The organism is Acinetobacter boissieri (assembly GCF_900096955.1).
Lineage (GTDB): Bacteria > Pseudomonadota > Gammaproteobacteria > Pseudomonadales > Moraxellaceae > Acinetobacter > Acinetobacter boissieri.
Window position 1 is genome coordinate 54210 of record NZ_FMYL01000007.1, and the last position, 22159, is coordinate 76368.

The 22159-nt window shown below is 39.0% G+C and carries 21 protein-coding genes; 14 read left to right on the forward strand and 7 right to left on the reverse strand.

The window, feature by feature from the left end; genetic code table 11:
* The first annotated feature begins 25 nt into the window (after positions 1-25).
* The 7 genes from BLS38_RS08330 (at position 26) to infA (ending at position 7098) form a co-directional block, all read left to right on the forward strand.
* Positions 26-967: an LpxL/LpxP family acyltransferase gene (locus BLS38_RS08330; protein ID WP_092748530.1), complete on the forward strand. Its 942-nt coding sequence runs from the start codon at positions 26-28 to the stop codon at positions 965-967.
* Between the two features lie 120 nt (positions 968-1087).
* Positions 1088-2206, forward strand: a complete 1119-nt coding sequence (gene asd / locus BLS38_RS08335; protein WP_092748532.1) for an aspartate-semialdehyde dehydrogenase — start codon at positions 1088-1090, stop codon at positions 2204-2206.
* Positions 2207-2324: 118 nt separating this feature from the next.
* Complete coding sequence (locus BLS38_RS08340; RefSeq protein WP_143230121.1) at positions 2325-3287, forward strand: type IV pilus assembly protein FimV; 963 nt, start codon at positions 2325-2327, stop codon at positions 3285-3287.
* Between the two features lie 60 nt (positions 3288-3347).
* Entirely contained in the window at positions 3348-4943 is a 1596-nt protein-coding gene (locus BLS38_RS08345; protein ID WP_092748536.1) for a tetratricopeptide repeat protein, read from the forward strand.
* 46 nt (positions 4944-4989) lie between these two features.
* Entirely contained in the window at positions 4990-5964 is a 975-nt protein-coding gene (locus tag BLS38_RS08350; RefSeq protein WP_092748538.1) for an asparaginase domain-containing protein, read from the forward strand.
* 12 nt (positions 5965-5976) lie between these two features.
* A complete protein-coding gene (gene truA / locus BLS38_RS08355; protein ID WP_092748540.1) occupies positions 5977-6774 on the forward strand; it encodes a tRNA pseudouridine(38-40) synthase TruA in 798 nt (265 codons plus the stop codon).
* Between the two features lie 102 nt (positions 6775-6876).
* On the forward strand, positions 6877-7098 hold the full coding sequence (gene infA, locus BLS38_RS08360; RefSeq protein WP_004692529.1) for a translation initiation factor IF-1: 222 nt from the start codon (positions 6877-6879) through the stop codon (positions 7096-7098).
* A gap of 58 nt (positions 7099-7156) precedes the next feature.
* Here infA and BLS38_RS08365 read toward each other — a convergent pair whose 3' ends face one another.
* From BLS38_RS08365 to leuC, 5 genes are all read right to left on the reverse strand, one after another.
* On the reverse strand, positions 7157-7477 hold the full coding sequence (locus tag BLS38_RS08365; RefSeq protein ID WP_143230122.1) for a hypothetical protein: 321 nt from the start codon (positions 7475-7477) through the stop codon (positions 7157-7159).
* Positions 7478-7559: 82 nt separating this feature from the next.
* Entirely contained in the window at positions 7560-8636 is a 1077-nt protein-coding gene (gene leuB, locus BLS38_RS08370) for a 3-isopropylmalate dehydrogenase (protein WP_092748544.1), read from the reverse strand.
* Positions 8637-8673: 37 nt separating this feature from the next.
* Positions 8674-9255 carry a hypothetical protein gene (locus tag BLS38_RS08375; RefSeq protein ID WP_092748546.1) on the reverse strand — a complete coding sequence of 194 codons (582 nt, stop codon included), beginning with the start codon at positions 9253-9255 and terminating at the stop codon, positions 8674-8676.
* Between the two features lie 85 nt (positions 9256-9340).
* Entirely contained in the window at positions 9341-9991 is a 651-nt protein-coding gene (leuD, locus tag BLS38_RS08380) for a 3-isopropylmalate dehydratase small subunit (protein WP_092748548.1), read from the reverse strand.
* A gap of 11 nt (positions 9992-10002) precedes the next feature.
* Positions 10003-11421 (reverse strand): 3-isopropylmalate dehydratase large subunit, encoded by a 1419-nt coding sequence (leuC, locus tag BLS38_RS08385; RefSeq protein ID WP_092748550.1) that lies wholly within the window; start codon positions 11419-11421, stop codon positions 10003-10005.
* A gap of 242 nt (positions 11422-11663) precedes the next feature.
* Here leuC and BLS38_RS08390 point away from each other — a divergent pair, with 242 nt between their 5' ends.
* From BLS38_RS08390 to BLS38_RS08400, 3 genes are all read left to right on the forward strand, one after another.
* Positions 11664-12539: a LysR family transcriptional regulator gene (locus BLS38_RS08390; protein ID WP_092748552.1), complete on the forward strand. Its 876-nt coding sequence runs from the start codon at positions 11664-11666 to the stop codon at positions 12537-12539.
* Positions 12540-12572: 33 nt separating this feature from the next.
* Positions 12573-12923, forward strand: coding sequence for an SH3 domain-containing protein (locus BLS38_RS08395; RefSeq protein WP_092748554.1), 351 nt, complete (start codon positions 12573-12575; stop codon positions 12921-12923).
* Positions 12924-13280: 357 nt separating this feature from the next.
* Positions 13281-13622: a hypothetical protein gene (locus BLS38_RS08400; protein ID WP_092748556.1), complete on the forward strand. Its 342-nt coding sequence runs from the start codon at positions 13281-13283 to the stop codon at positions 13620-13622.
* 78 nt (positions 13623-13700) lie between these two features.
* Here the strand turns inward: BLS38_RS08400 and BLS38_RS08405 are convergent, their stop codons facing one another.
* Positions 13701-14354: an HAD family hydrolase gene (locus tag BLS38_RS08405; protein ID WP_092748558.1), complete on the reverse strand. Its 654-nt coding sequence runs from the start codon at positions 14352-14354 to the stop codon at positions 13701-13703.
* Positions 14355-14540: 186 nt separating this feature from the next.
* Between BLS38_RS08405 and BLS38_RS08410 the strand changes: the two genes are divergently transcribed.
* The 3 genes from BLS38_RS08410 (at position 14541) to BLS38_RS08420 (ending at position 17800) form a co-directional block, all read left to right on the forward strand.
* A complete protein-coding gene (locus BLS38_RS08410) occupies positions 14541-15014 on the forward strand; it encodes an RNA pyrophosphohydrolase (protein ID WP_092748560.1) in 474 nt (157 codons plus the stop codon).
* A 90-nt stretch (positions 15015-15104) separates the two neighbouring features.
* Positions 15105-17399, forward strand: a complete 2295-nt coding sequence (gene ptsP / locus BLS38_RS08415) for a phosphoenolpyruvate--protein phosphotransferase (protein ID WP_092748562.1) — start codon at positions 15105-15107, stop codon at positions 17397-17399.
* Between the two features lie 14 nt (positions 17400-17413).
* Positions 17414-17800: a hypothetical protein gene (locus BLS38_RS08420; RefSeq protein WP_143230123.1), complete on the forward strand. Its 387-nt coding sequence runs from the start codon at positions 17414-17416 to the stop codon at positions 17798-17800.
* Positions 17801-17867: 67 nt separating this feature from the next.
* On the opposite strand, the gene katG is transcribed toward BLS38_RS08420, so the two are convergent.
* Entirely contained in the window at positions 17868-20063 is a 2196-nt protein-coding gene (gene katG / locus BLS38_RS08425) for a catalase/peroxidase HPI (protein ID WP_092748566.1), read from the reverse strand.
* 480 nt (positions 20064-20543) lie between these two features.
* On the opposite strand from katG, the gene BLS38_RS08430 reads away from it, so the two are divergent.
* Positions 20544-22058, forward strand: coding sequence for a catalase (locus BLS38_RS08430; protein ID WP_092748568.1), 1515 nt, complete (start codon positions 20544-20546; stop codon positions 22056-22058).
* The last annotated feature ends 101 nt before the right edge of the window (positions 22059-22159 follow it).

A 22159-nucleotide genomic window follows, 5' to 3' on the forward strand; every position in this document is an offset into this window, starting at 1 on the left:
TATCTAAAGATCGACCTTTTTACGTATGAGTAATCCTAGTCCACAGTATATTCCTGGCAAATTTTACTACCAGTTTTTACAGCCCAAATACTGGCTAAATTGGTTATCTATTATACTGCTCATGCTCCTTGCTATTTTACCATGGTTCATACAACGCTCCATTGCACATACTTTGGCAAATCTATGCTGGGGTCTGCTTAAGTCACGTAAAAAAACGACAATCACCAATTTAAAAGTATGCTTTCCTGAATGGTCAGAAAAACAAGTGTATGCGCAGAGCAAACAGGTCTTTCATGACATGATGCTTGGCGTTTTTGAAACACTTAATGCATGGTATAAACCCCATTGGTTTAAAGGTCGCGTCAGTATTGAAGGCTTAGAACATATCGAAAACGCACAAAAAAATGGACAAGGTATTTTACTCCTTGGTACACACAGTACCCTACTTGATGCAGGTGGCTATATTTGCTCAAAATACTTTAGCCCCGATGTCGTCTACAGACCACAAAACAACCCACTGCTCGACATGTTAATTTATCGTTGTCGTGCCACCATCTACAAAACACAAATTGACCATGATGATATGCGAGGGCTGATTAAACACCTCAAAGCAGGTGATGCCATTTGGTATAGCCCAGACCAGGACTTTGGCCTAAAACAAGGTATCATGGCCCCTTTTTTTGGTGAGCCTGCCGCAACAGTGACCGCACATCGCAGATTACTAAAGATTTCTAAAGCGGTCGCCATTCCGCTATATTTTTACCGTGATGGCGATGATAAGAACCCTCGTTACAAAATTTTAATTGAACCTCTGCTTGATCAAATGCCCTCAAACAATGAGCTTGAAGATGCGACTCGAGTAAACAAAATTATTGAGCAACAACTACGCATTGCACCCACCCAATACATGTGGTTTCACAGACGATTTAAAACTAGACCTGAAGGCTATCCAAACATTTACCAATAAAGATCGCTAAACCCTTAAAAAAATCATGTATTTCAGTACAAGTAACTGTTGCAGTTCAAACTAGGTTTGATACACTCGGAAGTCCTTTTTTATTTTGATACACTACCGAGGCACAATGACATGAAAGTAGGTCTGGTCGGTTGGCGTGGAATGGTTGGTTCTGTTCTAATGCAACGTATGGTTGAAGAAAATGATTTTGCTCACATTGAGCCATTTTATTTTTCTACCAGTAACGCAGGTGGCGAAGCGCCTGCTTTTGGCGGTAAAACCGCCCCAGCACTTATGGACGCAACAGATATTGAACGTCTAAAACAGATGGACGTCATTATTACCTGCCAAGGTGGTGACTATACGACCGAAGTATATGGCCCACTGAAAGCGACTGGTTGGAATGGTTACTGGATTGATGCCGCATCTACTCTACGTATGAAAGATGATGCTGTGATCGTACTTGACCCTGTCAATGCTAATGTCATTCAAAACGCACTGACCCAAGGAACCACTACATTTGTAGGTGGTAACTGTACCGTGTCACTTATGCTGATGGGTTTAGGCTCTTTATTCCAAAACAACTTGGTTGAATGGATGAGTGCGATGACCTATCAGGCTGCTTCTGGCGCAGGTGCGCAGAACATGCGTGAACTCATTACCAGTATGGGCTACCTATACAACAACACCAAAACATTACTTGATGACCCCAAATCAGCCATTTTAGATATTGATCGTGAAGTAGCTCAGCTACAGCGTGGTGCTGACTTTCCAAAAGCAAACTTCGGTGTACCACTTGCAGGTTCTTTAATTCCGTATATCGACAAACAGCTTGAAAATGGTCAGTCGAAAGAAGAATGGAAAGCACAAGCTGAAACCAACAAAATTTTAGGTCGTTCAAGCATTGTACCAATTGATGGTCATTGTGTACGTATTGGTGCGATGCGTTGCCACTCTCAAGCGCTCACCATTAAACTACGCAAGGATGTGCCACTCAATGAAATTGAAGACATGATTAGTCAATCAAATGCATGGGCTAAAGTCATTCCAAATACACGTGAAGCCTCTATGCATGAACTTTCACCTGTTGCAGTAACAGGTACACTCAACATTCCTGTAGGGCGTTTACGCAAGCTCAACATGGGTAAAGAATACCTAGGTGCATTTACTGTGGGTGACCAACTACTTTGGGGTGCAGCAGAGCCGTTACGCCGTATGCTTAGAATTTTACTTGAGTATAAGGCCAAATAACGCACATATTTGTCTAAAAAGCCAATCTAATGATTGGCTTTTGTATAAAAATTTTACAAATGTAAAACTTATCGCTACATTATCAGTTGCGCCCATTTAAAATATTATGATTGATGCTATGGCCTTACCTCAAAAGTTTTGTCTGACCTTACTGTTAACATGCTTTTTGGCAAAAACAAGCTATGCGCTTGTTTTAGGTCAACCTGTTATTCAGTCTACTAAAGAGCAACTTCTTTATATGGAAGTTCCTTATAGTGAAGCGACCAATATCAAATCTATTCGTGTGAATATTGAAGATGATGACGAGATATCTAAGTTAGGCATTAACAGTAAAGATATGGGCTTTGTTGTCCGTAAAAATGGGGCTAATTTTGGCATCATTGTCGTGACATCGAATAAACCCATTCGCTCACCACGTATCAATTTTGTACTCAAAGTCACAGAATCTGACATGCCTTACTTAAAACGCATTAATATTCCATTTAAAGTGAGTGGCACAAATACAACTACAGACCCTCATAACGAAGAAAAAACGCTTTCCCCTATCGCACTTAACACCAATGAAAATAAAGTAGCGTCGAAAAATACAGATCCTGACAACGTCAACAGTGTCAATGTAGATCATAGTAATGACGTAAAGTTTATATATAGAGTAAAACCACAAGATACGCTATGGTCTATTTCTGCAAAAATTGCGACACAAACTGGCGAGAAGCTAGATGATATTGCAAAAAAAATAAAAGCGGATAATCCAACTGCTTTTACTCGACAAAATATGAATCACATCAAATCTGGCGTAAGAATTAACATTTGGGGGCCAGAGCAAATTAAAGAAGTCTTACAAAAAAGTACCATGATACCAGTAGCAAATAAAGCGACTGAGCGAAATGACCAATTGTCAGAAGATATTCAAAAAGAACTGTTACAAACCAAAGCGCGGATTCGTGCTTTAGAACATGAAATTTCTCGCTTACAGCGTGAAATGAAACAAAGAAATGCTAAATTTGATGTGATTAATGGCAAAATTAACGATCTAAGACAACAGATCAAACAACTGAATGAAAAAAATGCTCGTTCATAGTACGTTAAATCACTCAAATCGACTCAGACTCCATAAGCGATAACAACTTAAGGTATAGGTATGCTCATATATATTATTCCATGTATCATTTTACTGGCCGTTGCTCTATTTCTTAAAAAGCGAGAGCAAGCGAATAAAGACGATAGTGCTGACAACAAAAGTAGAAAGGTGAAAGAAAAACCTTCAAAAGTAAAAAAAGAAACAGTAAAAACAGCAGAAGTTACAGAAAAAACGCCTGTAGACGATGTGACTCAAATCACTAAAAAACAACAGGAAAACTTCAGTGCGACATTTGCTAAAATTCAAGCATTAATTGATGCTAAAAACTTTTCTGTCGCTGAAGCACAAATTAACCAAGAGCTCAATAAAAACCCTGAACAACATCAGCTTTACCTTTTGCTTGCTCAAGTTTACCGCGAACAAGATGATGAAATTGCAACGAAACAACTTATAGGGCACCTTAAACAGCTAAAACTTTTTGATATTGTCGAAAATATTGAAAATGAATATGCTGCTGCCCAACGTCAGAAAAAAGAAGAGGCTGAAAAACGTATTGCTTTAGCAGCTGCGACTGCTACCGTAGCAACCACTGCGTTAAACAATGATGAGCCTACGACTGCAAAAGAGAATAAAGCCTCTGAAGCTGAACATACTACTCAGACTACTAAAGAAACAACTCAAGATACTCAACAGCATGTCGAATCAACAATAAATCTAGAAGAAAAAGAACCGACGACACATCATCAGGTGAATGAAACGATTTCTCAAGATGATGTAAAAAATCAACAGAACGAAACAAATTCGGAAAAAGATTTTAGTGCGCTAGAATTTTATACCACAGATGAAGAGCATGAAAAATCAAGTCCTACAACAAATGAAGTAGAGCATCAAAACCATTCTCAACCCTCTGTATCAGATCAAACACCTGAAAAAACGCACGAGATAAAAACATCCCAAACAGATTCAGTACAGAATCATGAAACAGACTTAGCTGATTTTGAATTTTCTGCTAATCTTTCAAATGAAGAAGTAGATTACACACCAAAACCCACTCAAGCTAAAACTCAAGATCTAGACTTAGATTTCAATTTTAATGAAGAACATACAGAGACTAAACCCGTCGTACAAGATTCACAAGATGGGACGCATTTAGACTTTGTTTTAGAACCAGAAACTCAAACAAATAAGCCAACACAGCATACAGATGAAACGACTGATACCGAGTCAAATCGTTCATTTAACTACAGCACACAAAGCAGATCAGTAGGAACACTTGAATCGATTCAACTCGATACAATGCCTGTATTCGATGATTCAGCAGCTTCACACCATGCTCAAGAAAAACCTGTCGAAAAACCGGATACAGATATTCCTCTGGACTTTACTTTTGAACCAGAAGTACATGAAACAGTACCGTCTATCACACCTGTGCCCGATCAAATTATTGAAGAAAGTGCTTCTACAGACGTGTTGCTAAATCAATTTGATGAATTAAAACACCTAGACGAAGCAAAGCTAAATATTGATTTAGCCACAGAATATGTCACGATTGGCGAATATGAGCGTGCACAACAACTTTTATCTGCATCACATATTGAATTTTCAGAAACACAGAAAGTCAAAGTAGAACAGCTATTAAATAAAATGGCATCTTAACGCAGTTCGTTTTATCATAGACTTTTGCTCATGATTACATTGTCTTATGTCAAAAGTTGCTGTCATTTATATGGGTGGAACATTCGGCTGTGTCGGATCTCCACTCAGTCCAATGTCTCATTGCCAGTTCCTGCCTAAACTTCATGCAATAATTCATCCTCATCTTACAGATGTTGACTGCTACCCTGCACCAGATATTATTGATAGCAGTGCATGTACAGCCAAAACATGGTTACGCTTGATTCAATTTATTCAGCAATTAAAGCAAACTCAGCACATTCAAAAATTTATTATTATTCATGGTACAGATACTTTAAGCTACGCAAGCGCAGTACTTTCCCATTTTTTAGCACAAAGTTGTACTGTCATTTTAACAGGCAGTCAGTACCCTTTACTCAACATTGAAGGTACTGAAGTACGTGTTGAGACAGATGCTTTGAATAACTTGCATCATGCAATCGATCATATATCTCAAGTGTCTACAGGAGTACACTTAAGCTTTGATGGTCAGTTGTATCATGGTCATAGTGTTATTAAGTATCATACAACTGCACTAGATGCGTTTAGAGGTATTTCTAGTCAAGAATACATTCGCACTCCTCAAACAAGTTATACCGTCTCAGATACAGATATTTCTCGTGCACAAACACTCAACCTTATCAACTTAATGTTCCAACCTACAGAACAAGAACAATTCAGTAATTTTCTAAATCTTATAAGTACACAGGCCCCTGACTTTTTAATTTTACAGGGCTTCGGTACAGGCAATATTGCAACGAATGCTCAGATTGTTCAGCAACTTAAACAACTACAGCAACAAGGCTGTTTAGCCGTACTGACCACGCAAGTTACCTTTGGTTGTATAGACCAACGATATGCCATTAGTCAGTGGGTCAAAGATGCAGATATTCTCGTATCAGATTGTATTGGCCATGCCGATTTATATGCCAAAATTTTAAAATTATACTTAACATATCAGCACATCAGCCAATATCAACAACACTGGGCTGACGCAACATAGTTTGAGGTTTACATGCAACGTTACGCCATAGGCATAGAATATTGTGGTACACACTATCGAGGTTGGCAAACTCAGCAAGCAGGTGTGGTCAGTGTACAAGAAACGATTGAACAGGTACTGAGTAAAGTCGCAAACCACCCTGTCATGTTACATGGTGCAGGCCGTACAGATGCGGGCGTACATGCGACTAATATGGTTGCACACTTCGACAGCCCTGCCGAACGAAGTGACTATGGTTGGATTCGAGGAACAAATAGCCAACTACCTAAAGATATTTCCATACAATGGATTAAACGTGTCAGTAATGACTTTCATGCGCGCTTTAAAGCCAGTTCACGGCGTTATCGTTATGTGATTTATAATGCTGCTCAGCGTCCTGCTTTATTGTATAAACAAGTTACACATATACAGCCTCTTCTCGATTTTTTAGCCATGCAACAGGCAGCTAAAAAATTTGAAGGTACACATAACTTTGAAAGCTTTCGTGCTGCAGCATGTCAGTCAAATCAACCGGTCAGACATATTTCACACTGTAAACTCAGTCAGCATGGGCCATTTATGGTCTTAGACATTCAAGCAGATGGGTTTTTACATCACATGGTTAGAAATATTGTCGGTTGTTTATTAGATATTGGACAACACGTACATAATGAAGCACATATTGACACCATTTTTGCAGCACAAGACCGTAAAGCAGCAGGTATGACTGCACCTGCTGATGGCTTATATTTTATTCAAGCAGGCTATGATGAGATTTTTAATCTACCTCAAGTGACGCTTGGACCACAGTGGTTAAATTGGCCAACGTAAATACAATACTCATTTTATAAATCGCAACCCGTTGCTTGCTTGTGTTCTTATTGTAATTTGTATATAATTTGCGCCTTGTCATTTTATTCATTTAGGTAGGCTATGGCCAATAAAGAGGAACTGATAGAGTTCGAAGGCGTTGTCACCGAGACGCTTCCTAATACTATGTTTCGCGTTCGTTTAGAAAATGGACATGAAGTGATTGCGCACATTTCTGGTAAAATGCGTAAGCACTATATCCGTATTTTAACTGGCGATAGCGTAAAGGTCGAAATGACGCCTTACGATTTAAGCAAAGGTCGTATCACTTACCGTGCACGCTAGTCATTAGTCGAAGCGAAAAAGCCACCTCTACAGCGTGGCTTTTTTTACACGTTTTATTTTAAATATTTGATGTTTGCCAATTTGACTCTTTCGTATAAGAAAAAATAAGAAGCGCCAATAACGTACCAATAGGAAACCCAAGCAACAAAAAGCAGGCCAAAACTCTTGATAAGATTTTACCAAGCTGTGTACTCTTACGTACTTCATAGTACGCTTTCAAATGCAGTGCAATAAGAAATAGTAAAAAACAAATATAACCTATTGCCACCTTATCTAACGATTGATTTACACCAAATGAAAGCACAACAATCATCACAAACATAATGAGATAAAAAATACCCAACCCCAAATGAAAACCTGACAATTTTTTATTTAACATCAAAATTACACCCCAAAAATAAATAAAAAATGCATGGCTATACTTAAATATAGCCATGCATTGGTACACAAAAAAAATAGTCTTATAAAGCGTTTACAACAGCCTGACCCATCGCACGTGTGCCCACTTTAGTCATACCTTCAGACATAATGTCAGCAGTACGTAAACCTTGATCTAACACGTTGCCTACAGCTTGCTCAATAGCAACGGCTGCAGCTTCTTCTCTAAATGTATAACGAAGCATCATTGCTACAGATAAAATGGTTGCTAGTGGGTTCGCAACATCTTGCCCTGCAATATCCGGTGCTGAACCATGACACGGCTCGTACATGCCTTTACCCTGCTCATCCAATGATGCTGATGGCAACATGCCGATAGAGCCTGTAAGCATTGCCGCTTCATCAGATAAAATATCACCAAACAGATTACCCGTTACAATGACATCAAACTGTTTTGGTGCACGTACAAGTTGCATCGCTGCATTGTCTACATACATATGTGACAAATTAATCTCTGGATAATTGTCCTTTTGTACTTGAGTCACTGTTTGTTTCCAAAGTTCAGTCACTTCAAGTACATTGGCTTTATCTACCGAACATACTTTACCACCACGTAACTGCGCCATTTCGAAAGCAACTTTTGCAATACGCTTAATTTCAGATTCAGCATAAACGTCTGTGTTATAGCCTTGCTTTTCGCCATTTTCTAATTCACGAATGCCACGAGGTTGACCAAAGTAAATACCACCTGTGAGTTCACGTACAATCAAAATATCTAAACCAGAAACGACTTCAGGCTTTAGACTCGATGCATCTGCCAGTTGAGGATACAAAATTGCTGGGCGTAAATTAGCAAATAAGTTCAGTTCACTTCTAATTTTAAGTAAACCACGCTCCGGACGAATCGAACGCTCAATCGTATCCCATTTTGGGCCACCCACTGCCCCCAATAAAATTGCATCAGCCGCTTGCGCCTGCTGACTGGTCACTTCAGGATAAGGGCTACCATGCGCATCAATTGCAGCACCGCCAAGTAAACCGTGTTGCCAAGTTAAACCTAAATCAAACTTTTGATTCACTTGGGCCAATACCGTTTCTGCCACTTTGACAATTTCAGGGCCAATACCATCGCCCGCTAAAATAAGAATTTGTTTTGACATAGCATGTTCCACGATCATGTTTTATAAAATAAATTTATTAGTTGTCTTTCAATGATTTAAAGTCATTTTTTTGCTCTACAAATTCGCCTAAACCCGTTAAAACATTATAAGGTTTACAAAAACGGCGAATTACACGTTGCCCCTCTAAAAGTTTCACACATAACGGGTCTGGTGTAGATAAGCTTAGCAAATTATTATCTCGTTTAATTCGATCTCTATACATACTAAATGTGTAGGTCTGATTTGCTTTAAACTGATGAATAACATTAATTTTTTCAGCACGATCTAGCGAAATTGGGTAAAACCGAATCACAATTTCTTGTTGTTGTGCAGGTATTGTTAAATACAAATGGTTTGATTCTAAAGTTGAGCTCAATTGCAATCGAACATAACCTTTTTGAATAGCGTCATAGTCAGCCAAATGCGTGTTTTCATTCACAATACGAACGTGATTCACACGCTCAAACTCACATGTTTTTGCGCCATCACAAAAAATTTTCACAGTACTATTATTAGGTAACACTTGTTTTGAAACCAAATGCTTTGGTGTTGTTTGACATGCGCTGAAACTCAAGCAACACATGCCAATCATCATCATTTTAGCAATCACGTTTTTCATGGATTTAAGCCAACCTGACGGCGTATATTCAAAAGATGACTTATATTAACAAGAGTTTGTTTAACACACCACGAATATCATGAGGTTAAGATGAAAGTGAATTAAAAATCCAAGGTTTACGTTTTTTAATTTCATCTTCATAAGCGTGTATAAGATCATCATCTTGTAAAGTTAAACCAATATCATCCAAACCATTCAGCAAACAATGTTTACGAAATGGATCAACTTCAAATTGAAATACTTCACCGCTTGTTAAACGAACTTCTTGCGATGCAAGATCAACAGTGATTGTATACCCTTCATTGGCTTGACAAGATTTAATAATAAAATCCACTTCATCTTCTGACAAAATCACGGGTAACATGCCATTTTTAAAACTATTGTTAAAAAAAATGTCTGCATAACTTGGTGCAATAACAGTACGAAAACCATATTCATTGAGTGCCCAAGGCGCATGTTCACGGCTTGAACCACAACCAAAGTTTTTACGTGTCACTAAAATAGTTGCACCTTGATAACGTGCTTGGTTTAGCACAAAATCTGGGTTTTTAGGGCGTTTATTAATGTCTTGACCAAGATAACCTTCGTCTAAATAACGAAGTTCATCAAATAAATTGTCACCAAAGCCGGTGCGTTTAATTGATTTTAAAAACTGCTTAGGAATAATGAGATCTGTATCTACATTAGCACGGTCTAAAGGTGCAACAAGTCCAGTTTCAACGATATATGCTTCCACAGTGTTACTCCTTAAAATGTACGAACATCAACAAAATGGCCAGCGATTGCTGCTGCAGCCGCCATTGCTGGACTCACCAAGTGGGTACGCCCGCCATTGCCTTGACGCCCTTCAAAATTACGGTTTGAAGTTGAAGCACAGTGCTCACCTGACTGTAATTTATCTGCATTCATGGCCAAACACATTGAACAACCCGGTTCACGCCACTCAAAACCTGCATCAATAAATACTTGATCTAAACCTTCATTTTCTGCCTGTGACTTCACTAAACCAGAACCAGGAACAACCATTGCTTGCTTGATCGTAGCAGCTACTTTACGGCCTTTCACCACTTCTGCTGCTGCACGAATATCTTCAATACGTGAGTTGGTACATGAGCCAATAAACACACGGTCAAGACGAATATCTTGTAATGCTTGCCCTTCAGTTAACCCCATATATTGGTATGAACGAATCCAATCGTTACGCTGAACATCATCTTTGGCTTCTGCAAGGGTTGGCACCATTTTAGATACTGGAATGACCATTTCAGGCGATGTGCCCCAAGACACTTGCGGCTCAATCTCTTCACCTTGTAGCACAACAACCGTATCGAAATGTGCATCATCATCTGAATGCAATGTATTCCAATATTCAACAGCTTGGTTCCAATCTTGGTCTTTTGGTGCATATGGTCGGTTTTTTACATATTCAATGGTCTTTTCATCAACAGCCACTAAACCAACACGTGCACCGCCTTCAATGGCCATATTACACACAGTCATACGCCCTTCTATAGACATATCACGGAAGACTTGACCACCAAACTCAATGGCATGCCCTGTACCACCAGCAGTACCAATTTTACCAATAATGGCCAATACGACATCTTTAGATGTCACGCCCTGACCCAACTTGCCATCAACACGTACAAGCATGTTTTTCATTTTTTTCTGTACTAGACACTGCGTTGCAAGGACATGCTCAACTTCTGATGTACCAATACCGTGTGCCAAACAGCCAAATGCACCATGTGTTGCCGTGTGTGAATCACCACATACAACCGTCATACCCGGCAATGTTAAACCTTGCTCTGGACCAACGACATGCACAATACCCTGACGAATATCGTTAATACCAAACTGTACAACATTAAAGCTTTTACAGTTATCATCTAAAGTCTGCACTTGAATTCGAGAAGTATTGTCTTCAATCCCTGCGATGCCTTGCTCACGTTCTTTTTTCGAAGTGGGTACATTATGGTCTGGTGTTGCAACATTTGCCCCTAAACGCCACGGCTGACGACCTGCCAATACAAGACCTTCGAAAGCTTGTGGTGAGGTCACTTCATGTAAAAGTTGTCGGTCAATATAGATTAAACTTGAGCCATCATCGCGTTGTTTAACTAAATGATCATCCCATAATTTATCGTATAACGTTTTGCCTGCCATGTCGTTGTACTCCATTGGACTGGGTGCGTTTTAGGTTGCTTATAGCGTATTATAACTCGAGTCTATCATAAATCTAATTTATCATTTTTATATATCATTAAACTTTTTGGAATAATTCTAATACATTCTTTTACGTGATATAAACCATTGAACAGAATCTATATCGTTCGGAATTTGCATAAAAAAAAATAATAAGATATATAATATTGTATAAATTATTTTTTTAATCTATGGGGTAAACCATGAATCTTGCTGCTTTTGAAGCATTTGTCAAAGTCATGGAAACAGGCTCTATTTCTCTAGCCGCTGATTTATTATTTATCACACAACCTGCTGTAACTAAACGCATTCACAATGTCGAGTCTTATTTTAACGTCCGACTTTTTGAATCTGCCGGTCGTGGGATTCAACCAACTCAAGTGGCCCATAGCCTACTACCACAAGTTAAAACGTGGTTAAACGAACTTGGAAGTATTCAACATACACTAAGCCATGAACATGAATCTGTTCAAGGGCTACTTAAACTCGGTACAAGTCACCACATTGGACTACATCATTTACCTCAATATTTAAAACACTATGTACAACAGTACCCTCAAGTCATACTCGACGTGAAATTTGTAGATTCAGAACAAGCACATGAACATGTTCTTGCCGGTGATTTAGAAATTGCCTTTTTGACTTTACCGCCAAAACTTGATGAACGCCTAAACTACATCTCACTTTGGGAAGATCCACTTATTTTTGTCGCAGCGCCGTTTCATCCACTTGCAACAGTCAAGCAACTAAGCCTTGAACAATTAATAACATACCCAAGTTTACTCCCTGCGGCCAAAACCTATACCAGTCAAATTACGTTAGCCGAGTTTGAAAAACAAAATTTACGCCCTAAAGTAAGCATGACCAATAATCCTTTAGAATCTATTCGAATGCTTGCTGCTATTGGTTTGGGGTGGTCTGTTCTACCACAAACCTTACTCAATGATGAGTTGGTTCGCTTAGATCTCGATATTGAATTAAAAAGAACCCTTGGTATGGTATGGCACCCAAACCGTAGCCAATCTAAAGCCAATCAAGCATTGATTCGTTTTATGCAATCGCAACAATCTTATGCTTAGATTTTCAACGTATTATCTATGGACTCATTTAAAATGAAATTTAAAGTCATAAAAAAATACGAGAGCCAGTACAAAAAACCAATTGTGGTCACATGCGGCACAAAAATAGAAATAGGTTTAGAAGATGAGCAATGGAAAGGTTGGTTTTTTTGTAAGACACATGACAATCGTGGCTGGATTCCTAAGCAAGTCATAGACTTCAAAAGCGATACCGAAGGTTTGATTATAAAAGACTACACTGCAAAAGAATTAGATGCTAAGAAAGGTGATCTTATCGAAAAAATAGTGGAACTTAACGAATGGATATGGGGTGTAAATCAATCAACACTAGATAAAGGATGGATACCTTTAGATGTACTGCAAAAATGTATAGAAGATAAATAACATACATGTCACATTAAACAATACCCATTGATAGTCGATTAATATTCTGATTATCATAAATTTGTATAGGTGCTTTCAACAGATCTTACTCATAATAAATTTTTTAGGCATACACATCGTCCTAAAATAAATATTGAATCGCTATAACAGCTAATCAAACCTTGATTAAGTTTATGCAAGCACCAAATTAAAAATACCTAAGGGTTTAATATTCGGTATATTTGCTACCAAAGCATGATGCACTTTATATGCTCTAACATATTAGAAATAGATGAGTGCTACTTTGATGCTTGGCAATTCGTTTTTCTGCAATAATTTAGTGTTATATTTATCATTTTTAATTTAAAAGTAATTAATATGTCAAACTTTGTCAGTAATGAAGATCAATTAAATGTAGCGCTTGAAAATAATCAACAGACAATTGAAGTAAGAGGTTCTTTTGCCAACGATGTCGCTAGAAGAAAAAATATTATGCCAAGTATGGTGAAAAATGTACTTTTGGGTATGATCATCTCTGTTATCGCCATGATCTATTCTGGTATAGAATTCGCTACAATACTTATTGTGACGAGTACTACTGTTGTATTTATTCTTGGTATATTATTTTTAATTACTCGTAGTTCTGAATTTAAAAAAATCAACCAAGATTATATAATAAAAGATAAATCAACTGACTACCTACTTTTAAAAAGAAAATAAGTATATAAAATAAAACCTTACAAAAGTATAAATTAAAATTTCATTACTTTCGTAAGGTTGCTTTACACCAAATAAACTTTAAATAATAGACCAATCTAAAATCGGCCAACCTTTTTCAGTTGCAAGATGACTTAACCGCTCATCAGGCACTACAGCAAATGCATGGGTGGCATATTCAAGTAAAAAACGATCATTAAATGAATCTGAATATGCCCAGCTTTCTTCAACATTCCGACCCTTTAGCCACTGCTCTAAACGCACCAATTTCCCCGCTTGAAAGCAAGGTGTGCCTACCACATGCCCTGTGTAGCAACCATTTTTTTGCTCAGCTTGTGTCGCAATCACCTGCGTAATACCAAAAGCATTAAAAATAGGCGTTGTGATAAAATCATTTGTTGCCGTAATGCCCACGATTTCATGACCAAGCGATTGATGGTATTTCACTTGCTCTAAACCTTCAGGTCGCATTTGTGGTGCAATCACTTTTTGCATAAAACACGTGTGAACCTTTGCAAGTGTAACTTGATCATGTTGTGTTAAAAACTCAAAAACAAATTCATTATAAGCAATGACATCCAGTTGACCTGTTTTATAATCTTCATAAAATTGATCATTCATTTCACGATGACGTTTTTCATCAACCAAACCCTCTTGAATCAAAAACTCTCCCCAAGAATGATCTGAGTCGATATTTAATAAGGTGTGATCTAAGTCAAATAAAGCCAATTTCATGAAAACTCTCATTTAATTTAAATAATAAAGAAAAAAAATGTAAATCAATCACCGATTAAGGTCAGAAATTCGTTAAGATCATAGCAATTTTTAATAAGATTCTACGATCTTTTTTTTACAAGCGTATGCTAAATACTTTTATTTAATTGAGATCTATAAAAATCAGCACAATATATAGGTAGCCAGATGATCGACTCCGAAGGTTTCCGACCCAATGTCGGGATCATTTTGGCAAACGATAATGGACAAGTGTTATGGGCAAAACGCATTGGACACAATGCTTGGCAATTTCCACAAGGTGGTATACAACAAGGTGAAACCCCTGAACAAGCACTTTATAGAGAGCTTAGAGAAGAAGTTGGCCTGCTTCCCGAACACGTCCAAATGATTGCACAAACCAAAGGTTGGTTACGCTATCGTTTGCCACACCGATACATTCGTTCAGGCTCTGAACCGATTTGTATTGGACAGAAACAAAAATGGTTTTTATTACGACTCATCGCACCAACCAAGTACATACAGCTGAATTTATCTCAGCCACCAGAGTTTGATCAGTGGCAATGGGTCAGTTATTGGTACCCACTTGGGCAAGTAGTCAACTTTAAGAGAGATGTTTACCGAAAGGCTATGGTTGAACTTTCGGTACAGTTTTTACACTAAAAATAAATCAAAAGAGGCATTTTTAGTGAGTGATTATTCTTAATGATACTGTTATAACTAAAGCGATAAATTGCTCAGGAGTATGCATTTATGTCGAATATGCAACTAGACACATTAAGGCGCATTGTACAAAAAATCAATGCCTCTAACGATTTATCTGAATCGTTAGATATTATGGTCAAACAAGTGTCTGAAGCTATGGACGTTGATGTATGTTCGATTTACTTACTCGACGAGCGAAATCAATGCTATTTACTGATGGCGAGTAAAGGACTAAATGTTGAGTCCGTTGGCCACGTTTCACTACAGTTCGGCGAAGGTTTAGTCGGTTTAGTCGGACAAAGAGAAGAAATTGTCAATCTTGAACGCGCATCAGAACACGAACAATATGCGTATTTCCCAGAAACGGGTGAAGAAATTTACAACTCATTTATGGGTGTACCTGTCATGTATCGCCGTAAAGTGATGGGCGTTTTGGTGGTGCAAAATAAAGAACGTCAAGACTTTAGTGAAGCAGCTGAATCATTTTTGGTTACGCTGTGCGCACAGCTCTCAGGGGTCATTGCGCATGCTCATGCGGTCAGTAGTGCAGATCTCTTTCGAAAAGTCACCAATATTTCCAATTACAAAATCTTTCAGGGTGCTGCAGGCTCTGGAGGGATTGCTTTAGGCCGTGCTATTGTTCTCTACCCTCCCTCTGATATTTCGGCTGTACCAGAGCGAGAAGCTGAAGACATTAGTGAACAGCTTGGATTACTCGACCAAGCAGTCATTGCAGTCCGTGAAGACATCAAACGCCTAGATGAAAAAATGAAAGACTCTCTCATGTCTGATGAGCGGGCTCTGTTTAGTATTTTCTTACGTATGCTTGATGACTACGCTCTCCCTCAAGAAATTAAAGAAGAAATTCGCACAGGCCATTGGGCTCAAGGCGCTGTGCGTATTGTACTAGAACGCCACATTGCTCATTTTGCACAGATGGAAGATGACTATTTACGTGAGCGAGTGTCTGATTTAAAAGACTTAGGGCGACGAATTTTAGCGTCACTACAAGAAGCTGATGCAAGCCACAAAGAGTTAAGCTCAGACAGTATTTTAATCGGAGATGAAATTAGTACCGCAGCCTTAGTTGAATTACCGCTTGATAAAATTGCCGCTATTGTTACAACAGAAGGTGCCGCTAACTCACACATGGTCATCGTGGCACGTGCTTTAGGCATTCCAACCGTTGTTGGTGTGACTGAACTGCCAATTAATACTCTCGATGACGTGGAAATGATTGTGGATGCTTACCAAGGCAAAGTCACCATTAATCCACCCCGTAGATTACGCCAGCGTTATAAAGAAATTCAAAAAGAAGAAGAACAAATTGCCAAAGACTTAAAGCAATATGAAACTAAAGATGCCATCACTCCAGATGGTATTGCCATGCAACTATTGGTCAATACTGGACTGATGATTGACGTTGTCCGTGGTGTACAACGTGGGGCAAAAGGGGTTGGGTTATATCGTAGTGAAATTCCGTTTATGCTTCGTGACCGCTTTCCTGGCGAAGAAGAACAACGCGTTATTTACCGCCAACAACTGAGTCACTTTGCGGGTAAACCTGTCACCATGCGTACTTTAGATATTGGTGCAGATAAAGAACTGCCTTACTTTAGCATTAAGGAGGCCAACTCTGCATTGGGTTGGCGTGGACTACGCTTTACATTGGATCATCCAGAAATTTTTTCATCGCAAATTCGGGCCATGCTTAAAGCAAATATTGGTTTAAATAACTTACATATCTTATTACCGATGGTCACCAGCATTAGTGAAGTGGAAGAAGTACTGTATTTACTAGAAAGAGATTGCAAAGCCATTCAAGAAGAAGAACAGGTCAATATTACCAAACCCAAATTAGGTATTATGGTTGAAGTACCAAGCGTACTGTTTCAAATTCGTGAGTTTTCAGGTCTAGTTGATTTTTTCTCTGTGGGTTCAAATGATTTAACTCAATACTTATTGGCAGTAGATCGTAATAATCCACATGTCTCAGGTGTGTACTCTCACTTTCACCCTGCTGTATTACGTGCCCTGAATCGCTTAGTACAAGACTGCCACCAATACAATAAACCAATTAGTATTTGTGGTGAAATGGCAGGTGATCCGCTATCTGCTATTTTACTCATGGCCATGGGGTTTAATACCCTCTCCATGAGCTCAAGCAATATTTTAAGAGTCCGTAAAGCCATTTGCCATATACCTATGCAAGATGCGCAAGCACTCTTGGCACATGTGCTCACCTTAGATAATCCACTCATGATTAAAAGTTGGGTAGAAAACTATTTCAAAACCAACGGCTTATCAGACATGGTCATCACCAATCGCTTAATTACTAGTTAACACGAGTGAGTCACATGATGCATAATATGCCAATGCACCCATCTTTAGGCCCACACGAGTACAAAGAATTATCACTCATGCTGGCCAATAAAAAACCATTGGCATTATTCTATACAGACTCAGAAATGCCGGAAGAATTTACACCACACTTAGCAAGTGGTCGACTACATTGTACCCAATTCGCGCGCCAATTTATGTTTAAAGATGAACCGCATGAAATTGTTTATTCCATTATTTCACATGCGCCAAACACCCCGAATGTACAGCGTTTAATTGAAGTCATCAAAATGACATTTACTGTGGGGTTTTCGGTCCCTTTAGAGCGAGAAATTGGTCAACTACTCGGTTATGATGACGCAGATATTGAATATTATATTCAACGTCTAAGCCGTTCCATTTAAAAAATATAGTTTACATAAAAAAGCCGCCTTGAGTAGATACTCAAGGCGGCTTTTTAAGTTTTAGCGCTTACGCTTCTAGATCAAAGCGGTCTGCATTCATCACTTTTGTCCATGCTTTAATAAAGTCACGTACAAATTTTTCTTGGTTATCAAACTGACCGTATACTTCTGCATACGAACGTAAGATTGAGTTTGAACCAAACACAAGATCTACACGAGTTGCTGTCCATTTCACAGCACCTGTCGCACGATCACGAATTTCGTAAAGGTTTTTGCCGACCGGTTTCCATGTATTACGCATGTCAGTTAAGTTCACAAAGAAGTCATTGCTCAATACACCTTCTTTATCAGTAAACACACCATGTTTACTTCCTGCATAGTTGGTACCAAGTACACGCATACCACCAATCAACACTGTCATTTCAGGTGCTGTTAAACCAAGCAATTGTGCGCGATCAAGCAACATTTCTTCAGGTTGTACCGCATAATCTGCTTTTAACCAGTTACGGAAACCGTCATGTTTTGGCTCAAGATCTTTAAATGAATACTCATCTGTTTGCTCTTGCGCTGCATCACCACGACCCGCAGCAAACGGTACAATCACTTTTACACCCGCGTCATGTGCTGCTTTTTCAACAGCAGCCGTACCACCAAGTACAATTAAGTCAGCAATACTTACTTTTTTGTCTAAAGAGGCTTGTACCTGTTCAAGTGTTGCAAGTACTTTTGCCAAACGCTCAGGCTCATTACCAGCCCAGTCTTTTTGTGGTGCTAAACGAATACGAGCACCATTTGCACCACCACGGAAGTCTGAACCACGATACGTACGGGCACTGTCCCATGCTGTATTAATGAGTTCAGTCGTTGTTAAACCACTATTTAACAATTTTTCTTTTAGCGTTGCTATTTCGGCATCTGTTAATGTGTAGTCAACAGCAGGAACAGGATCTTGCCAAATTAAATCTTCGTTAGGTACTTGATCGCCTAAGTATCTTGATTTTGGCCCTAAATCTCTGTGGGTTAACTTAAACCATGCACGAGCAAAGACTTCTGAGAAATACGCTGGATCTTTATAGAAACGCTCAGAAATTTTACGGTATTCAGGATCAATTTTTAATGCCATATCTGCATCAGTCATAATTGGATTACGACGAACGCTTGGATCATGCGCATCTATTGGCATATCTTCTTCTTTAATGTTTACAGGCTCCCACTGCGTTGCACCTGCCGGGCTTTTAGTCAATGCCCAATCGTACGTAAACAATAAATAGAAGAATTCATTATCCCATTTTGTTGGATTCGTGGTCCATGCACCTTCAATACCACTCACCATCGTATTGGCGCCGTTACCATTACCTTGTGGGTTATGCCAACCTAAGCCTTGAAATTCAACATCTGCACCTTCGGTATCTGCACCAAGAACACTTGCATCACCATTACCATGCGATTTACCTACAGTATGACCACCCGCAGTCAAAGCAACAGTTTCTTCATCGTTCATTGCCATACGGTCAAATGTTTCACGCATGTCTTGTGCAGTTTTTAATGGATCAGATTTACCGTCTACCCCTTCAGGGTTTACATAAATCAAGCCCATTTGTACTGCAGCCAATGGGTTTTCTAGGCTAGTACGATCTTGGTCATTTTCATAACGGTTTTCTGTTGCATCTAACCACTGACGCTCTTCACCCCAGTAAATATCTTTTTCTGGATGCCAAATTTCTTTACGACCGCCAGCAAAGCCAAATGTTTTAAGACCTGCAACTTCATACGCAACTGTACCTGCCAAGACAATTAAATCGCCCCAAGAGATTTTGTTACCATACTTTTGCTTAATTGGCCAAAGTAAACGGCGACCTTTGTCGGTGTTTACATTATCAGGCCAACTGTTCAATGGTGCAAAACGTTGGTTACCTGTATTTGAACCACCACGACCATCTTGCTTACGGTATGTACCTGCAAGGTGCCATGCAGTACGTACAAACATACCCACATAACTACCCCAGTCCGCTGGCCACCAGTCTTGACTTGTATTGATCAATGCACGAATATCTGCTTTCACTGCATCTAGATCTAACGTACTGTATGCTTTAGCATAGTCAAAATCAGGATCCATCGGATCGGTTTTATGATCATGCTGAGATAAAATATCTAAGTTAAGTGCGTTTGGCCACCAGTCTGTATTTGAGCTGGCTACAGTTGTGCTTGCACCATTTTGGTGAAATGGGCACTTACCTGAATTCGCTTGCGTATCGTGACTCATTTAAAGAACTCCAATGTATTATTTAAAATCTTGATCGGTTATGACTATAAATTAGAAGCTTTTCATTCAAAATGGAATCCGTTTTTATGAATGAAAGTAATAGAGAAACCCAATTGATGTCAAAACGCTTTTTTAATAAGAATGTCATATTCATCTGAACAACGTAAAAGAATCAATCGTTACCCCTATTGAATGAATAATAAAACCTGAAACACTCAAGGCTTGTATTCAAAACCCTCACATTCGAAGTACGGATCGTTTTGCTATTTCATCGTGAAATAAAGAACAAATAGTGACGATTAAATTTTTAAATACACACTGTTACAAAACCAGCACAACTTAACATACCAAAAAATACCACTATTAGACTAAAATTTAGCCGTTAAATAATTATTAACATAATCAAAAACGCAACTATTAAGCCATTAAAAAAGCAATTTTAGCAATAACGATAGCAAGCCCGTAATTTAGGAGTAAGCCATGAGTAAGTGCCCGTATCATACAACTACTGCAGGATCACCCATCGCAGACAATCAAAACAGTGTCACCGTTGGACAACGTGGTCCTCTTTTAATGCAAGACTGGCAACTGATCGAAAAGCTAGCACACCAAAACCGTGAAAGAATTCCAGAACGTACAGTACATGCCAAAGGTTGGGGTGCATTTGGTACATTTACACTCACAAAAGATCTATCTGAATATACACGTGCAGAAGTTTTTAACGGCGAAGGCAAGCAAACAAAAATGCTCGCGCGCTTTTCAACCGTTGCTGGTGAACATGGCGCTGCTGATGCTGAGCGTGACGTTCGTGGTTTTTCACTTAAATTTTATACTGAAGAGGGCAACTGGGATTTAGTCGGCAATAACACACCTGTATTCTTTTTACGTGACCCTCTCAAATTTCCAGACTTTATTCATACCCAAAAAAGACATCCACGTACCAACTTACGCTCACCTACCGCAATGTGGGACTACTGGTCACTGTCACCAGAAAGTTTACATCAAGTCACTATTTTAATGTCAGACCGTGGCTTACCCACTGACGTACGCCATATGAATGGTTATGGCTCTCACACATTTTCTTTTTGGAATAAAAAAGGTGAGCGTTTTTGGGTGAAATTTCACTTTAAAACACAACAAGGTCACCGCCATTGGACCAACCCTGAAGGGCAACAAAAAGTAGGCGAAAGCCGTGAAACAACGCAAGAAGATTTGTACTACAGCATTGAAAATGGTGACTTTCCAAAATGGTCAGTACAAGTACAAATTATGCCTGAACTCGATGCAGAAAAAACATCATACAATCCATTTGATCTCACTAAAGTATGGCCACATAGTGAATACCCACCGATTGAAATTGGTGTACTTGAACTCAATAAAAATCCTGAAAACTATTTTGCACAAATAGAACAAGCTGCATTTTCTCCATCAAATGTTATTCCAGGCATTGGCTTTTCACCAGACCGAGTACTACAGGCGCGTATTTTCAGCTATGCAGATGCACACCGCTATCGCTTAGGCACACATTACGAAAATATTCCAGTAAACCGTCCACAATGTCCTGTACACCACTACCACAAAGATGGTCCAATGAATGTGCAAGAGCACTTTCCAAACCCAGATGCGTATTATGAACCAAACTCTTTTGGTGGCCCAATTGCCAATCCTGAATTAAAAGAGCCACCGCTTCGCTTAGACTCAAACATTGTAGATCGTTTCGACCATCGTCAAGACGAAGGAAACAACGACTACGTTCAAGTCACTGCATTATTTAATCTATTTGATGAAGGTGAGAAATCACGACTGTTTAGTAATATTGCAGATGCAATGCAAGGCGTACCTAAAGAAATTATCGAAAAACAACTGGTACATTTTGGCCGAGTTCACCCAGACTATGAAGCCGGTGTACGTAAAGCACTACACGCAAGTGGTCACAGTTCGTACCAGCAACAAGATGGCCGCATTGAAGAGCAAAACAGTGGCCACTCTGAGTAAAGCATAGTAAATCTTTATACAATATAAATCGTAGCTCATCGCCAACATGCCTTATAAGCTGTTGGCGATTTCATTTTCAAACCATAAAACCTTTCATTTAG

Coding starts and splice junctions, on each gene's coding strand:
- BLS38_RS08330 (WP_092748530.1), top strand. CDS start 26: ATGAGTAATCCTAGTCCACAGTATATTCCTGGCAAATTTTACTACCAG.
- asd (WP_092748532.1), top strand. CDS start 1,088: ATGAAAGTAGGTCTGGTCGGTTGGCGTGGAATGGTTGGTTCTGTTCTA.
- BLS38_RS08340 (WP_143230121.1), top strand. CDS start 2,325: ATGGCCTTACCTCAAAAGTTTTGTCTGACCTTACTGTTAACATGCTTT.
- BLS38_RS08345 (WP_092748536.1), top strand. CDS start 3,348: ATGCTCATATATATTATTCCATGTATCATTTTACTGGCCGTTGCTCTA.
- BLS38_RS08350 (WP_092748538.1), top strand. CDS start 4,990: ATGTCAAAAGTTGCTGTCATTTATATGGGTGGAACATTCGGCTGTGTC.
- truA (WP_092748540.1), top strand. CDS start 5,977: ATGCAACGTTACGCCATAGGCATAGAATATTGTGGTACACACTATCGA.
- infA (WP_004692529.1), top strand. CDS start 6,877: ATGGCCAATAAAGAGGAACTGATAGAGTTCGAAGGCGTTGTCACCGAG.
- BLS38_RS08365 (WP_143230122.1), bottom strand. CDS start 7,477: ATGTTAAATAAAAAATTGTCAGGTTTTCATTTGGGGTTGGGTATTTTT.
- leuB (WP_092748544.1), bottom strand. CDS start 8,636: ATGTCAAAACAAATTCTTATTTTAGCGGGCGATGGTATTGGCCCTGAA.
- BLS38_RS08375 (WP_092748546.1), bottom strand. CDS start 9,255: ATGAAAAACGTGATTGCTAAAATGATGATGATTGGCATGTGTTGCTTG.
- leuC (WP_092748550.1), bottom strand. CDS start 11,421: ATGGCAGGCAAAACGTTATACGATAAATTATGGGATGATCATTTAGTT.
- BLS38_RS08390 (WP_092748552.1), top strand. CDS start 11,664: ATGAATCTTGCTGCTTTTGAAGCATTTGTCAAAGTCATGGAAACAGGC.
- BLS38_RS08395 (WP_092748554.1), top strand. CDS start 12,573: ATGAAATTTAAAGTCATAAAAAAATACGAGAGCCAGTACAAAAAACCA.
- BLS38_RS08400 (WP_092748556.1), top strand. CDS start 13,281: ATGTCAAACTTTGTCAGTAATGAAGATCAATTAAATGTAGCGCTTGAA.
- BLS38_RS08405 (WP_092748558.1), bottom strand. CDS start 14,354: ATGAAATTGGCTTTATTTGACTTAGATCACACCTTATTAAATATCGAC.
- BLS38_RS08410 (WP_092748560.1), top strand. CDS start 14,541: ATGATCGACTCCGAAGGTTTCCGACCCAATGTCGGGATCATTTTGGCA.
- ptsP (WP_092748562.1), top strand. CDS start 15,105: ATGTCGAATATGCAACTAGACACATTAAGGCGCATTGTACAAAAAATC.
- BLS38_RS08420 (WP_143230123.1), top strand. CDS start 17,414: ATGATGCATAATATGCCAATGCACCCATCTTTAGGCCCACACGAGTAC.
- katG (WP_092748566.1), bottom strand. CDS start 20,063: ATGAGTCACGATACGCAAGCGAATTCAGGTAAGTGCCCATTTCACCAA.
- BLS38_RS08430 (WP_092748568.1), top strand. CDS start 20,544: ATGAGTAAGTGCCCGTATCATACAACTACTGCAGGATCACCCATCGCA.